The sequence below is a fragment of the Stenotrophomonas sp. STEN030 genome (genome assembly GCF_056759995.1).
The window spans coordinates 14,109-28,944 of sequence record NZ_JBRREB010000011.1 but is presented as its reverse complement, the minus strand read 5'-3'; the positions used below and the strand labels follow the sequence as shown (position 1 = coordinate 28,944).

Here is a 14,836-nt window from a genome sequence, read left to right as displayed (position 1 = left end):
TACACTCGGGGTTTTCTCCCCCGGCGTGTACCTACCAATGCATCCGCAGACCAAGTTGCCCAAGGTGGGCACCACCATTTTCACCGTGATGTCACAGCTGGCCGCCGAACACGGCGCGGTCAATCTTGGCCAGGGCTTTCCGGACTTTTCCGCCCCGCAGCGCTTGATCGATGAAACCGCCAAGGCCATGCGTGAGGGCTTGAACCAGTACGCACCGATGACCGGCGTGGCACCGCTGCGCCAGGCCATCGCGCAGAAGGCGCTGGACTGCTACGGCGCGCAGGTCGACCCGGACAGCGAGATCACCGTGACCTCCGGCGGCACCGAGGCGATCTTCAATGCCATCCACGCCGTGGTGCGTGCTGGTGAGGAAGTGATCGTGCTGGACCCGGCCTATGATTGCTATGAGCCGGCGATCGATCTGGCCGGTGCGCGCGCTGTGCACGTGCCGCTGGACCCGCAGACCTTTGCGGTGGATTGGGATCGCGTGCGCGCGGCCATCACCCCGAAGACGCGCATGTTGATGGTCAACACCCCGCACAACCCGTCCGGTGCGATGTTGACTGCCGACGACATGCAGGCGTTGGCTGATGTGTTGCGTGGCACTGACATCTACCTGATCTCCGATGAAGTGTACGAACACATCATCTATGACGGTGCGCGTCACGAGTCGGCATTGCGTTACCCGGAACTGCGCGAACGTGCGTTCGTGATCTCGAGCTTCGGCAAGACCTACCACTGCACCGGCTGGAAGATCGGCTACGCCATCGCACCGCCAGCAATGACGGCCGAGTTCCGCAAGGTGCACCAGTACAACACCTTCACCACCTACAGCCCGGCGCAGTACGGTTTTGCCGCGATGATCCGCGATGAGCCCGAACACCACCTGGAGTTGGGTGCGTTCTACCAGAGCAAGCGCGACCGCTTCCGCGAGCAGTTGCTGGGCACGCGTTTGAAGCCGCTGCCGGTGCCGGGTGGTTATTTCCAGCTGGTCGACTATTCGGCGATCAGCGACCTGCCGGACCATGAGTTCGTGCGCTGGCTGACCATCGAGAAGGGCGTCACCGCGATTCCGTTGTCGCCGTTCTATGAAACACCGCCGGCTGGGCAGCGTCTGGTGCGGCTGTGCTTCGCCAAGAACGATGCGACGCTGGATGCGGCTATCGAGCGCCTGCGCGCGCTCTGACCTCATAGCCACCATGGACACAGGTTTGCTCGTTTTCCTGTTGGCGTTCGGCGTGTTCCTGCTTGCGGTTGCGGTGAAAGGCTATCTGTTCCTTTCCGTGGTTCAACCCGGTTTGCACGCGCGTGGAGTGTCGGTGGACGAGGGGCGTCTGGCGTTTCGTGGCAGCTTTGGCCGCTATACCCGTGAGTATCTGGCGTTGCTTGATGATGTCGAGCGACGCCAGCCGGTTAATCGTTGGATCGCGCGGCTGCAGTGGTGGGTGCCGGTGCTCGGCGCCGCCATGGCGGCCAGCGCGGTTCTATCTTCATGGCTGACAGGACAATGACGACAATGCAGGACCTGCGTATCTCCCTGGTGCAGGGCGACACCCGCTGGCACGACCCGGCGGGTAACCGCGACTATTACGGTGCGCTGCTGGCGCCGCTGGCGGGCAATACCGATCTGGTGATCCTGCCGGAGACCTTCACCAGCGGTTTTTCAAACGACGCGATTGACCAGGCTGAAAACATGGACGGGCCGACCGTTGCATGGATCGTCGAACAGGCACGCGCGCTGGGCGCGGTAGTAACCGGCAGCGTGCAGCTGCGGGTTGATGGCAGCGTCTACAACCGTCTGCTGTGGGCTACACCCGAAGGCGAGTTGCACTATTACGACAAGCGCCACCTGTTCCGCTATGGCGGCGAGCACAAGCGATACGCCGCCGGCAACGAGCGGCTATGTGTGGAATGGAAGGGCTGGCGGATCAATCCGCAGATCTGCTACGACCTGCGTTTCCCGGTGTTCTGCCGCAACCGCTTCGATGTGGAGCGGGCAGGGCAGATGGATTTCGACCTGCAGATATTCGTCGCCAACTGGCCGTCGGCGCGTGCCTACGCGTGGCAGACCCTGGCGCGTGCGCGTGCGATTGAAAACCTCTGCTATGTGGCAGTGGTGAATCGGATCGGCGTGGACGGCAATGGTCTGCACTATTCCGGCGACAGCGCGGTTATCGACTTCCTCGGTCAGCCGCAGCTGGAGATACGCGAGCGCGAGCAGGTGGTCACCACCACCATCTCGGCACAGGCGCTGGCGGCACATCGTGAGCGCTTCCCGGCGATGCTGGATGCCGATGCGTTTGCCTTGGGCGGGCCGGTAGTGGTTCGCTGAACGCCGGCCGCGTGCTGCGTCTGTCAGCCCTTTGCAAGCTTCAGGGCGGCTGTCAGGCTCGGTGCCGGCTTCAATCATGCAGAGGGTGCGCGATGAAAAAGATGATGGCGATGGCCGCGGTGCTGGCGTTGGGCATTGCCCCGGCGGCTCAGGCAGCGGGCAATATCGACTGTGAGCTGCATTACAACCTCACCGGCTGGTCGATGTTCTACAAGACCTCCAGCGGCACCGGCACGATTACCTGCGACAACGGCGCCAGTATTCCGGTCAAGATCAGCGCCAAGGGCGGTGGTTTGACCGTGGGCCGCACCACCATTACCGATGGACGCGGCAGGTTCAGCGGTGCTTATTCGCTGGATGATTTGTTGGGTACCTATGCAGCGGCCGAGGCGCATGCCAGCGCATCGCGCGCCAATGATGCGCAGGCGATGACCAAGGGTGACATCTCGCTTGCATTGGCGGGTACCGGGCGCGGTTGGAGCATTGGTATTGGTTTTGGCAAGTTTGTGATCGAGCGTCGCTGACTGTTTGTGGCGGTGAGCCGTAGAGCAGGAGCTCGCCCTCATCCGCCCCTGCGGGGCACCTTCTCCCGCTAGCGGGAGAAGGGAATGCATGAAAGCAACGGCCAGAGCCGAAGCAACGGCCAGAGCCGAAGCAACGGCCAGAGCCGAAGCAACGGCCAGAGCCGAAGCAACGGCCAGAGCCGAAGCAACGGCCAGAGCCGAAGCAACGGCCAGAGCTGAAGCAACGGCCAGAGCTGAAGCAATGGGCAAGAGCGATGGAAGTCGCGGTGGCAACGAGTCAAACAATGTTTGAGGATTGCTCCCTTCTCCCGCTTGCGGGAGAAGGTGCCCGAAGGGCGGATGAGGGGCTTTTCGCTCAGCTGCAGATGTGCGACTGGTAAGCAGTCCGCCTGCCTGTTTTGTTATCGCTGAGCATTCAAACGGGCTTGGGCGCTCAAGTCGAATGCCGCGCACGGTGGTGCGGGACAGCTGTTGGCGGACGCAAATCCCTGGCTTTGCGACTCACTTTCCACTTGCGGCCGGAAAGGCCTTGAGCGCCGCCCACACCACTGGCTTGGCCCACTCCGGTACCTGTGCAAACTCGTCCTAGCTGACCGGGCAGAGAATTCGCCCCTTATCCATTTCCAGTACCAGCAACGGCTCGACCAGGCCGTCGTGATCCGGCGGGCGGCTGTTGTCATAGACGTGCAGCGTGGTCAGGTACGGTAGTAGTTCGATCAGATTGAGGCGCGAGCTGTCATAGCGCTGGCGGATCTTGTCTTCGGGAATATCGTGGCCGCCAGCTGCAACCCGTTCGGCCACGCGTTGCAGATGCAGCTCGATGCTCTCCAGGCCGCAGAACCACACCGTTACCTCATGTTGATCGCAGGCTTCGCGCAACAGCTTGGGAATGGTATTGGCGCCAAGTGTTGTTTCGAATGCGTAGTCGCGATTGGACTGCATCGCTTCGCGCAGGCGGCGGGTGCCTTCCTGCCATGCGGTTGCATTGGCGTCCGTCAGTGGCCAGTCATGCTCGACCAGTTGCTGGGTGAAGGCATCGGGGTTGAACCAGGTGGCGCCATCGTGCGCCAGCATCATGCCCAGCAGTGAGCTCTTGCCGGCGCCATTGACGCCGGCCAATACCAGGATGCGCGCCATTGGTCAGCGCGACTTGCCCGGGGTGATCTTCAAGCCACGCCGGGCCGGACGACTCAAGGCCCGGCTCAGGGCTGTGCCGTCATCAAGTACGGCAAGGTGTGCGTCAAATTCGGCCTGCAGTTGTTTGAGCGACTGTGCGCGCTGCGCTGCCGCCGAGGTACCGGAGGCCTGCGCAACCAGGCGCTGGTACTCCTCGGCAGAGACCACCACCGCCTGCGGATGGTTGTGGTTGGTGACCACCACGGCGCCCAGCTTGGCGACTTTGCGCATCAGATCAGGCCAGCCTTTGGCCTTGACGTCACTTGCGGGCGTCTTCTCCAGGTCCAGCAGGTTCAGGGACAGGTCCATGACGGTATCCGGGTTGCTTGGAGGCAAAATATACCAAATTGTCTATTTTGGGTATTTTTTACCTTTATTGATTCATCCAGCGTTTGTGAGTGGGGGGGCAAAAACGAAAACGCCCGGTGCAAGGTGCACCGGGCGTTTGCTTGCAGTGTTGCGCGGTGAGGCGCGTCAGCTGCGATGTGGATCAGGCGCCGCGCGGGCCGCGGTTGCCGCCGCCACCTGGACGACCGCCGCCACCCGGGCGGCCTGCGCCGCCTGGGCGGTTACCGCCCGGACGCGGGCCACCTGACGGACGACCGCCACCCGGGCCGCCTGGGCCACGGTTGCCGCCGCTCGGGCGACCGCCGGCCGGACGCGCGCCGTACGGGCTATAGCTCGGGGTGGCGTGATCGGACGGGAAGCTCGGTGCATTGCCCGGGTGACCGTAAGGATGCTTGCGCTGGCCCTGGCCCTGGCTTGCGCCCTGGCCGCCAGCGCCCTGCGGACGACCCTGGCCGGGGCCGCCACGGCTGGCGCCTGGGGCACCGCCCGGGCGCGGCTTGCCGTAGGGGCGGGCCTGGCCATCAGCAGCCGGGCCACGGCCCGGACCACGATTGCCGCCCGGGCCGCGTGCTGCGCCCGGACCTGCATTGCGGTGGCCGCTCGGGCCGGTGCTGACACCGTCCGGCACATACCAGGTGCGGAACGCGGCCGGGTTGCCATCAGGCAGGCTGCGGTCACCAGTGGGCTTGCGCTGCTTGAACGGCTTCTGCGACTGCTTGGCTGCGGCTTCGCCGCTGACCGTCAGGCCGCCGCGGTAACCGCCGCCGCTGTTGCCGCCACGACCACGGCCGCCGCGCTCTTCGCGCACGTTGTCGAAGCGGCGCAGTTCGCGGCCTTCGTCGGCGGTGTTGTGGCCGTTGACGTAGGCGTTGCCGCGGCTGCCTTCGCGGGACACGCGCAGGGTGGTCTTGACTGCCTTGCGCTGGCCGATCACCGGCTGCAGGGTCAATGCCGACGGGGTGCCTTCTTCCAGCTTCAACTGGGCGCGCAGTGCGTCGACCTGCTGGGTGGTCAGTTCCACCGACTTGCCGCGCATCAGGTCGCGCGGCAGCTCGATCTTGCCGTAGCGGGTGCGCTTCAGGCGGCTGACCTGGCAGCCCTGCGATTCCCACAGGCGGCGCACTTCGCGATTGCGGCCTTCCTTAACGACCACGCGGAACCAGTCGTGCGAATCGGTGCCGCCAATGCGCTCGACTTCGTCGAACTTGGCGCCGCCGTCTTCCAGTAGCACGCCACGGCCAAGGCGCTCGACGATTTCGTCGGAGACCTTCTCTTCGCCTTCCGGCGCGCGCACACGCACCACGTACTCGCGCTCGACTTCGAACGACGGGTGCATCATCGCGTTGGCGAGTTCACCGTCGGTGGTAGCCAGCAGCAAGCCGGTGGTGTTGATGTCGAGGCGGCCGATGGCGATCCAGCGTGCGCCCTTCAGCGGCGGCAGCGCTTCGAATACGGTCGGGCGGCCTTCGGGATCGTCACGCGTGGTGACTTCGCCTTCGGGCTTGTTGTAGATCAGTACGCGCGACGGGTCGGTCAGCGCGCTGGCGACAAAGCTGCGACCGTCGAGGTCGATCTTGTCGCCGCTCTTGATCGACATGCCGGTCTTGGCAACTTCGCCGTTGACCTTGACCAGGCCGTCGGCAATGCGCTGTTCCAGCGCACGGCGCGAGCCCAGGCCGGCCTGCGCCAGTACCTTGTGCAGGCGCTCTTCGAGCTTGGGCTGCTGTTCGGTGTCGGCTTCGCGCTTGAGCGAGAGCTTGTTCAACGAAGGTTTACGGGGGGTGTCACTCATCTGTTTGGCTCCGGCCGGCGTTTTCCGCGTCGGCCTGTGGTTCGGAATCGGCTACATCAACAGCCACGGTCGTCGTCGCGACGGCGTTGTTTTCAGTTTGTTCCACTTCCGCCGCGCGCTCTCCCGGCGCGGCGTCGGGTTCGCCGGTGAAGGCGGTGATGGATGCGGCTGCGTTCGAATCAGGGGATTCTGGCGTAGCTGCGGGTGTAGGGTCGCTGTCGTTGGCGGCATCCAGGCCTTGCGGCGAGGCGGCACCAGCGGCAAGCGGGGCAGCTGGTTGGCCGTCGCCATCCAGCGGTAATTGCGGTTCCAGCTCGCCGATGTCACGCAGTTCGGACAGTGGCGGTAGTTCGTCCAGGCGCTTGAGCCCGAAGTAATCCAGAAAGCCCTTGGTGGTGCCGAACAAGGCCGGCTTGCCGGGCACGTCGCGGTGACCGATGACACGGATCCACTCGCGTTCTTCCAAAGCTTGAATGATGTTGCTGCTTACTGCCACGCCGCGCACCTGTTCAATCTCGCCACGGGTGATCGGTTGCCGGTAGGCGATCAGGGCCAAGGTTTCCAGGGTGGCACGGGTGTAACGGGTCTTGCGCTCGGTCCATAGCCGCGACACCCAGCCATGCACTTCGCTGGTGATCTGGTAGCGGTAGCCGGAGGCTACTTCCGTCAGCTCCACGCCGCGCCCTGCACAGCCTTCGCGCAACAGCTCGAGTGCCCGTTCGATGCTGCCCGGCGGTGCTGGCGCATCCTCGGGGAACAGGCCCTGCAGCTGCGCCAAGGTGACCGGCTGGCTGGAAGCAAGCAGGGCACCTTCGACAATACGGTTGATCAGCGGTTGATCCATGCGTTGGGTCGGTTGCTCAGGCGGTGGTGTCAGCGTCATCGAACTCGCTGGAAAACTGCAGCGGCGCGTTGGTGTTGCCGGTGGCCAGGGACTTCACGTAAATCGGGGCGAGCGGGGCTTCCTGCACAAGATCCAGCAGTTGCTCCTTGGCCAGCTCCAATACCGCGAGGAAGGTGACCAGGACGCCGAGCTTGCCTTCTTCGGCGGTGAACAGACTTTCAAAGCGGTAGAACTTGTCGCCTTCCAGCAGGCTCAGTACATCGCCCATCCGCTGCCGCACGCTCAGCGCTTCGCGTTTGATCGCGTGGCCACTGAACAGCTCGGCGCGCTTGAGTACGTCGTGTAGCGCCAGCAGCATTTCCTTCAACTCCACCGGCGGCGGTGCCTTGACCAGTACCCGCTCCGGCACGAAGGCGTGTGCCAAGCTGGTGTCGCGGTCCTGCCGGGGCAGGTCGTCGATATCCTCGGCGGCCTGCTTGAAACGTTCGTACTCCTGCAGACGGCGTACCAGTTCGGCGCGCGGATCTGCTTCTTCACCTTCGATGCTGGGTGGGCGCGGCAACAACATGCGCGACTTCACTTCAGCAAGAATCGCCGCCATCACCAGGTATTCGGCCGCCAGTTCAAAGCGCAGCTCCTGCATGACGTTGATGTATTCCACGTACTGCTTGGTGATCTCGGCGACCGGGATATCCAGGATGTCCAGGTTCTGCCGGCGGATCAGGTAAAGCAGTAGATCCAGCGGGCCCTCGAAGGCGTCGAGAATAACTTCCAGAGCATCCGGTGGAATGTACAGATCCTGCGGGATCTGCAGTACCGGCTGGCCATGCACCATCGCCAGCGGCATTTCCTGCTGCTGAGGTAAGGGATGCTGCGCTGGCGGGTTCGCGTCGTGCGCGAGTTCGGAAGTCATCAGGTCGACATTCGGGGTATTGCGAGCTGTGCACACCCCAGGTTCCCGCCCGGGAGGATTCCAGCCCTGTATTACGAGCTACTCGCGCTTGTTCTGCGCGCTTCCACATATGAACAACAAGGCGCGCCGCAGAATCAGCGGCAACGTCATTACGAGGAGGTCGTCTACGCGGTTCGGGAAGTGATGTGCTGCGGTGGTTGGGTAGAAGGTCTGTGCCTGCCACCGCACCGAGCGGCTACTGGCCGACTGCGTGCAATGGACTAAAGAGTAATCGCCCGGGCAGGGCGCTGTCCAGCCTTGTGACGCTAGACTTGGCATCCTTCCATTCAGCAGACAAGCGGAGAAAGGCCAGTGTGGTACGTAATTGAAGGCTATGACGGGGCGGATGTACTGGCGGCGCGGCTGCAGGCGCGGGCGACGCACTTGGCGCGCTTGCAGACATTGCTTGACCAAGGTCGGCTGCTTTTGGCCGGTCCCTGTCCTGCGATTGACGCGGAAGACCCCGGTCCGGCTGGTTTCAGTGGCAGCGTGGTGATCGCCAACTTTGAGGACCTGGCTGCCGCGAGGGCCTGGGCCGATGCTGATCCGTATGTGGCTGCAGGCGTCTATACACGCGTGGAAGTGCGCCCGTTCCGCAAGGTGCTGCCATGAGCCGCGTTGAACGGATCCAGGCCGCCCTGCAGGCCGCTTTTGCGCCCCTGCAGTTGGAAGTGAAGGATGACAGTCACCGTCACGCTGGCCATGCCGGTGCCAGCGATGGACGCGGCCATTTCAAGGTCATGGTGGTCAGCGAGGCCTTCGCAGGCAAGGCACCGCTTGCCCGGCATCGGGCGGTGTACGCCGCACTCGGCGAGATGATGGAGACGGACATCCATGCGTTGTCGATCAAGGCGCTGACGCCGCAGGAATCGGGCGGGGCTGGCTGAACGGGGTGTGGCACTGCAAGCTTCCTGTGGGAACTGCCGGGACAGGCGTTGTCCATGCGGGTCAAATCGAGCTAACGAACTGTTTACAAATGCGATTGAAAACGTTTACAGTCCGCCCGACCCTGTACTGCGGAGGGTAGGCCAGTGGCGAAGTCGGCAATAACGATCAAGGATGTTGCCCGTGAGGCGAATGTCTCCGTCGCAACCGTGTCGCGTGCCCTCAACGGCCATGACAACGTCGCCGCGCCGGTCCGCAAGCTGGTGTTGGAAGTGGCCAGCCGGCTGCGTTATACCCCCCATGCGGCCGCCCGCAGCCTGAGCAGCCGTAGTACCCAGACAGTCGGTGTGGTGCTTCCCGACCTGTACGGCGAGTTCTTTTCTGAGTTGATGCGCGGCATTGACGGTGTGGCCAGCGCCCATCGCCGGCATCTGTTGGTGTCCAGCTATCACGGCGACCAGCAACAACAAGGTTCGGTGTTGCAGGCCATGCGCGGACGCGTCGATGGTCTGTTGGTGCTGTCGCCGTATGCAGGCGATTCCGATTTCCTGGTCGACAATCTGCCGTCTGCGCTGCCTACAGTGTTGATCAACACACCGTTGGCCGAGGCGCGCTATCCGGTTTTCAGCATCGATGACCATGCCGGTGCGTTGAGCATGACCCGACATCTGCTTGAAGGCGGGCATCGCCGTATCGCTTTTATCGGCGGGCCGGAACACAACCACGATGCGCAACAGCGCCTGCTTGGTTTCCGTGAGGCGATGGCGGCATTCGACGGCAAAGTCGAAGCCATCGAACTGCCGGGCAATTTTGATGAAGCCTCCGGTCACCAGGCCGGCTTGGCGCTGCTGGCGGGTTCCGAATTGCCTGATGCGGTGTTTGCCGCCAACGACATGATGGCTTTGGGCTGCCTGTATGCGTTCTCGCAGGCAGAGGTGAAAGTGCCCGCGCAAGTGGCACTGGCCGGCTTCGATGACATCCCCTTGGCGCGCTTTGTTCACCCCGCTTTGACAACGATGCAGGTCAGCATCGCCGAGTTGGGCGAGCGGGCGATGCTGCAGTTGGTGCAGATGATCGATAGCGGTGAGGCGCAGGCAACGCCCGCTGTAACGCTGGTTCCGACCTTGGTGGTGCGTGACTCAACCACCGCCTGCGACTTCCTTTGACCCGGCGATAGACCGGGACGGTTACTCACACACATGTTCTTCGCGGCCAGGTGCCGCCGCCTTGGGAGAGGAAGAGAATGAACAAGAATGCTCGGAAATCCACGCCAACCCGCAAGCTGCTAAGTAGCGCGCTTGTCGGTTGCCTGCTGTTGGGCGCAGCCCCCGCATTTGCACAGAGCACCAGCGCGACCATCCGCGGCCAGGTGATGGCTGATTCGAGCCCTGCCGCGCAGGCGCAGGTGACTGCTACCAACATCGCTACTGGCCTGAGCCGCAGCGTGCAAAGCAATGGCAATGGCGGCTACTCACTGGCTGGCCTGCCGCCTGGCACTTATAAAGTGGACGTCACTGCCGGCGGCAAGACCAGTACCCAGAACATCACCGTGCAGGTCGGCCAGACTGCCACGGTGAATCTGGGCGTGGGGGGAGTGGCGGAAACTGCCGGTGGCGCGGCGACCAACCTGGATGCAGTGCAGGTGACGGCGCAGGCGGTGGTGGAAACCAAGACGTCGGAGGTGGCGACCTACCTCACCCAGAAGCAACTGCAGGCATTGCCGCAGAACTCACGCAACTTCCTGGCGTTCGCTGACATCGTACCGGGCGTCATGTTCAACACCGGCAACGAGGGTTCCACGTCGATCCGTAGCGGTGCCCAGCTGTCCAGTGGCGTCAACGTGTTCATCGACGGTGTCGGGCAGAAAGACTATGTGCTGAAGGGCGGCATCACCGGCCAGGATTCCAGTCGCGGCAATCCATTCCCGCAGCTTGGCATTGCCGAATACAAAGTTGTCACCTCCAACTACAAGGCCGAGTACGACCAGTTGAGCAGCGCGGGCATCACGGCTGTCACGCGCTCGGGCACCAATGAGTTCCATGGTGATTTCTTCTGGGACAACGTTGCCAGCAGCTGGGTGGCAGATACCATCCGCGAAAAGGATGGCCGCGACATCAAGGCGCGCACCCACGATGAACAGTATGGCGTGGCCTTGGGTGGTCCGTTGATCAAGGACAAGCTGCACTTCTTCGTGACCTATGAAGCAAAGGATCGCAGTGACGCGAGGCAGGTGATCCCCGGTCGCCAGATTTCGGTCGAAGACCTGCCCCAGCGTTTCCAGGACGAGGCGCGTTCCACCAACAATGCGCCGTTCAAGGAGGACCTGTACTTCGGCAAGTTGAGCTGGACGCCGGGTGATGCGCATCTGGTCGAGCTGACCATGAAGCGCCGCGAGGAAGATGAAGTCACCGGTATTGGTGGCGTCAATCTGGCGTCTTACGGCACCTTGAAGACCGGCGAAGAAACGCGCATCGATCTGCGCCACCAGTTCAATGCAGAGAACTGGATGAACGATGCCCATATCACCTATGAGGATGCCAGTTTCGCTCCGCGCCCAATTGGTATGGAAAATGGCTACAAGCTGTTCATTCCGCGGCGGGGGGAAGAAGCGTTGAACAACCCGACGATGGAGGAGGTCATCAATCGCGGCGGTGGCGGTGATTTCCAGGAGAAATCGCAGAAGGGCTATTCGTTCCAGAACGACTTCACCTTCTTCGGGTGGGAAGGCCACACCGTCAAGGCCGGCATCAAGTTCAAGGACATTGATCTTTCCGCCTTTGAACAGAGTCCTTACTCGCCGCAGTTCCGCTATGACCTGAACCAGAGTCTGGACGTGCCCTACCTGGTGCAGTTCACCGCATCGGGCAATGGTTATCCGACGACAGTGGATTCGAGCGTCAAGCAGTTCGGCATCTACATCCAGGACGATTGGGAGGTCAACGAGCACCTCACCTTGAATCTGGGTCTGCGCTGGGACTATGAAACCAACCCGGCCTTCGAAGACCACGTAACCCCGGCCGGACTGGTGTCCGCGCTGCAGGCGTGGCCGAATATCAATAATTCAAATGTTGATTACGACTACAACAATTACATCAGCAACGGCCACAATCGCAGTGCATTCAAGGATGGCTGGCAGCCACGCGTAGGCTTCTCATACGATCTCAATGGCGACCAACGGCACGTATTCTTTGGTGGTGCAGGTCGTTCGTACAATCGGAACCAGTTTGACTATCTGTCGCTCGAAAAGTACCGCCTTGCATTCCAGCGCTACGAGTACCAGTTCAATACCCCCGGTCATACCTGTACACCGGGGGCGGGTAGCAACTGCTACAACTTCGATCCGAGCATGTTTGATCCAGCCGTGTTGGCGCAGATGGCGGCAGCCAGTCCGAACAATGGCACCGAAGTGTTCCTGCTCAACAATGACATCAAGACTCCGTATTCCGATCAGTTCAGCATCGGCATGCGCAATGCATTCTCGATGTTGGGGCATGATTGGAACTCATCGGTGACCTTGATGCATGTGTTGAGTCACGACGGCATCCTCTGGACAATGGGCAACCGCTATCCCAATGGTGAATACCGCAACAACCCTGCGGTCAACTGGGGCGGCCAACCATGGGGCGAACAGCTGCCGGGTTGGGGCCGATTCTTCATCGGTAACAACGCCGTCGAAACGCGCTTGAACTCTGTGCTGTTGGCGTTGGACAAGCCATACACCACCGAGTCCCATTGGGGTGTGAGCCTTGCTTACACCTATAGCGACGCCAAGGAGAATCGCAGCAATTCAGATACCTTCTCGTTCGACTACCCGAATCTGGATAACGTCGCGTTTACCACTGCGCTTGGTATTCCAAAGCATAGGCTGGTGGCCACCGGCATCGTCGATTTCTGGGGCATCACCGGTTCGGCGAAGCTGGTGTTAGAAAGCCCGAAGCCGGTTGAAGCGCTCAACTGCTACGCGAGCACCATCGCCGATGACTGCGCCTTTGATCCCTTCAAGCCGGACAAGAAGGTTGGCTACAAACAGCTGGATCTTGCTCTGCAGAAGGAATGGGATACGGGCACGGACTTGAAGCTTCGGGTTCGTGGTGATGTGTTGAATGTATTCAACTGGCGCAATGTGCTTTCCTCGGAATACGCCAATTGGCGCGGTAACCGGGGTGTTGCCGACCCGAACTACGGTAACCGTACTGGTGATGCGATTGCACGCCCAACCCGCACCTTCAAGCTGTCGTTCGGCTTGACATGGTGATTCAAGCTCTGGCCGGCCTTGGGCCGGCCGGGGTGCCGCAGCAGATGTCGTGCGTCATGTTCTTTCTTTGAATTTCATGGATGTCGCCTTGAGCAAGTCACGTACCCCGCAGTTGTTGGCCTGTGTTCTCGCCGGTATCGGGCTGGCGTTGTTGGGAGGCTGTGGCAAGGCGCCGGAGCCGTCGATGCCGAAGGTATTGCCGCAGGTGATCCTGATCGAGGCGGACCTGCCACCACGACCGATGAAGCCGGAACTGCCGCCGCTGTTCGACGACATCGAGCGGCGCACCTTTCAGTTTTTCTGGGACACCACCAACGAGCAGAACGGGCTTACCCCGGACCGCTATCCCTCGCGGCCGTTTGCCAGCATTGCCTCGGTCGGGTTTGCGTTGACGTCCTATCCGATCGGTATCGAGAACGGCTGGGTCAGTCGCAATCAGGCGGTGGAACGCACTTTGGTTACGCTGAAGTTCTTCCGTGACCTGCCCAGCGGGCCGCAGCGCACCGGCAAAGGTGGTTACAAGGGCTTTTATTACCACTTCCTCGACATGCAGCAGGGGCGCCGCTACGACAGCTGGGTGGAGCTTTCCAGCGTGGATACCGCGCTGCTGTTGATGGGCGTGCTATTTGCGCAGAGTTATTACGACCAGGACAACCCGCGCGAAAAAGAGATCCGGCAGATTGCCGATACGATCTACAAGCGCGTCGACTGGCAGTGGCTGCAACGCAACAAACCCTTGGTATCGATGGGCTGGTTCCCGGAGAGCGGCTTCATCCAGCACGACTGGATGGGCTACAACGAGGCGATGATGCTGTACGTGCTTGCGCTGGGTTCGCCGACACATCCGGTCGAACCGGATGCCTGGACGGTATGGACGCGCACTTATGACAACGATTGGGGCGTGTACCAAGGCCAGGAATACCTGTCGTTCGGGCCACTGTTTGGCCATCAGTACAGCCATGTCTGGATCGACTTCCGCGATATCCAGGACCCGTACATGCGCGAGCGCGGCATCGACTACTTCCTCAATAGTCGCCGCGCGACCCTGGCGCAGCGCGAGTATGCGATTGAAAACCCGATGCAGTGGAAGGACTACAGCGCCAATGTCTGGGGTTTGACCGCAGGCGATGGCCCGCAGAACACCACCCAGGATTACAAGGGCGAGCAGCGCCAGTTCCGCCATTATTCGGCACGTGGTGCGGGCCTGCGCGAGAACTTCGATGACGGCACCATCGTGCCATCGGCGGCGATCTCGTCGCTGCCGTTCGCGCCGGAGGTAGTGATTCCTGCCACAGTGGAAATGCACAAGCGCTACGGCGATTACCTGTATTCGAGCTATGGTTTCCTGGATTCCTTCAATCCGAGCTTCAGCTACGACATTCCGCTCAAGACCGGGCGTTTGATTCCGGAGCGCGGCTGGGTGGCCAGCGATTACATCGCCATTGATCAGGGCCCGATCCTCGCCGGCATCGCCAATTACCGCGATGAATTCGTGTGGGAAGTGATGAAGAAGAACCCTTATATTCGCAAGGGCTTGGAGCGGGCCGGGTTCACCGGCGGCTGGTTGGCGCCGGAAGACAGCTTCCAGCCATTGCAGAAGGACGAGCAGGCCGCTTCGGCGCGAGCAGCAGGAATTGCCGAGTCGCGCGCTTCGGCAGCGGCCGAGCAGAAGGCAGCCAGCGAGAAGCCGGTTGCGCCTGCGGCCACGAAGCAGTGATGCGCGGCCAA

The 14,836-nt window shown here is 61.9% G+C and carries 13 protein-coding genes and 1 pseudogene; 9 read left to right on the top strand and 5 right to left on the bottom strand.

All coding sequences use genetic code 11. The features are described 5' to 3' along the window. Positions 1–37: 37 nt before the first annotated feature. The 4 genes from ACVOLR_RS05720 to ACVOLR_RS05705 all read left to right on the top strand — a co-directional run bounded on the left by ACVOLR_RS05720 (position 38) and on the right by ACVOLR_RS05705 (position 2,856). Complete coding sequence (locus tag ACVOLR_RS05720) at positions 38–1,186, top strand: pyridoxal phosphate-dependent aminotransferase (RefSeq protein WP_481515500.1); 1,149 nt, start codon at positions 38–40, stop codon at positions 1,184–1,186. Positions 1,187–1,199: 13 nt separating this feature from the next. Beyond that, entirely contained in the window at positions 1,200–1,511 is a 312-nt protein-coding gene (locus ACVOLR_RS05715) for a hypothetical protein (RefSeq protein ID WP_481535575.1), read from the top strand. A 5-nt stretch (positions 1,512–1,516) separates the two neighbouring features. Further along, positions 1,517–2,332 carry an amidohydrolase gene (locus tag ACVOLR_RS05710; RefSeq protein WP_481535634.1) on the top strand — a complete coding sequence of 272 codons (816 nt, stop codon included), beginning with the start codon at positions 1,517–1,519 and terminating at the stop codon, positions 2,330–2,332. A gap of 92 nt (positions 2,333–2,424) precedes the next feature. After that, positions 2,425–2,856, top strand: coding sequence for a peptidase associated/transthyretin-like domain-containing protein (locus tag ACVOLR_RS05705; protein WP_481535574.1), 432 nt, complete (start codon positions 2,425–2,427; stop codon positions 2,854–2,856). A 588-nt stretch (positions 2,857–3,444) separates the two neighbouring features. On the opposite strand, the pseudogene ACVOLR_RS05700 reads toward ACVOLR_RS05705, so the two are convergent. From ACVOLR_RS05700 to ACVOLR_RS05680, 5 genes and pseudogenes are all read right to left on the bottom strand, one after another. Continuing rightward, positions 3,445–3,993: pseudogene (locus tag ACVOLR_RS05700) on the bottom strand (ATPase); the annotation flags it as partial. 3 nt (positions 3,994–3,996) lie between these two features. Then, positions 3,997–4,341, bottom strand: a complete 345-nt coding sequence (locus ACVOLR_RS05695) for a type II toxin-antitoxin system prevent-host-death family antitoxin (protein ID WP_481535573.1) — start codon at positions 4,339–4,341, stop codon at positions 3,997–3,999. 181 nt (positions 4,342–4,522) lie between these two features. Further along, complete coding sequence (locus tag ACVOLR_RS05690; protein WP_481535572.1) at positions 4,523–6,172, bottom strand: pseudouridine synthase; 1,650 nt, start codon at positions 6,170–6,172, stop codon at positions 4,523–4,525. Next, positions 6,165–7,016: an SMC-Scp complex subunit ScpB gene (gene scpB, locus ACVOLR_RS05685; protein ID WP_481535571.1), complete on the bottom strand. Its 852-nt coding sequence runs from the start codon at positions 7,014–7,016 to the stop codon at positions 6,165–6,167. The genes ACVOLR_RS05690 and scpB overlap by 8 nt, the downstream gene beginning before the upstream one ends. 16 nt (positions 7,017–7,032) lie before the next feature. Beyond that, on the bottom strand, positions 7,033–7,929 hold the full coding sequence (locus tag ACVOLR_RS05680) for a segregation and condensation protein A (RefSeq protein WP_481512123.1): 897 nt from the start codon (positions 7,927–7,929) through the stop codon (positions 7,033–7,035). 351 nt (positions 7,930–8,280) lie between these two features. Here ACVOLR_RS05680 and ACVOLR_RS05675 point away from each other — a divergent pair, with 351 nt between their 5' ends. The 5 genes from ACVOLR_RS05675 to ACVOLR_RS05655 all read left to right on the top strand — a co-directional run bounded on the left by ACVOLR_RS05675 (position 8,281) and on the right by ACVOLR_RS05655 (position 14,825). Beyond that, the gene (locus tag ACVOLR_RS05675; RefSeq protein WP_481535570.1) at positions 8,281–8,580 is read left to right on the top strand and encodes a YciI family protein; all 300 of its coding nucleotides are present in this window, start codon (positions 8,281–8,283) and stop codon (positions 8,578–8,580) included. Next, positions 8,577–8,855 (top strand): BolA family protein, encoded by a 279-nt coding sequence (locus ACVOLR_RS05670; RefSeq protein WP_481535569.1) that lies wholly within the window; start codon positions 8,577–8,579, stop codon positions 8,853–8,855. The genes ACVOLR_RS05675 and ACVOLR_RS05670 overlap by 4 nt, the downstream gene beginning before the upstream one ends. A gap of 144 nt (positions 8,856–8,999) precedes the next feature. After that, on the top strand, positions 9,000–10,019 hold the full coding sequence (locus ACVOLR_RS05665; RefSeq protein WP_481535568.1) for a LacI family DNA-binding transcriptional regulator: 1,020 nt from the start codon (positions 9,000–9,002) through the stop codon (positions 10,017–10,019). A 77-nt stretch (positions 10,020–10,096) separates the two neighbouring features. After that, positions 10,097–13,108, top strand: a complete 3,012-nt coding sequence (locus tag ACVOLR_RS05660) for a TonB-dependent receptor domain-containing protein (protein ID WP_481535567.1) — start codon at positions 10,097–10,099, stop codon at positions 13,106–13,108. Positions 13,109–13,292: 184 nt separating this feature from the next. Next, entirely contained in the window at positions 13,293–14,825 is a 1,533-nt protein-coding gene (locus ACVOLR_RS05655; RefSeq protein WP_481535633.1) for a glucoamylase family protein, read from the top strand. Positions 14,826–14,836: the final 11 nt, after the last annotated feature.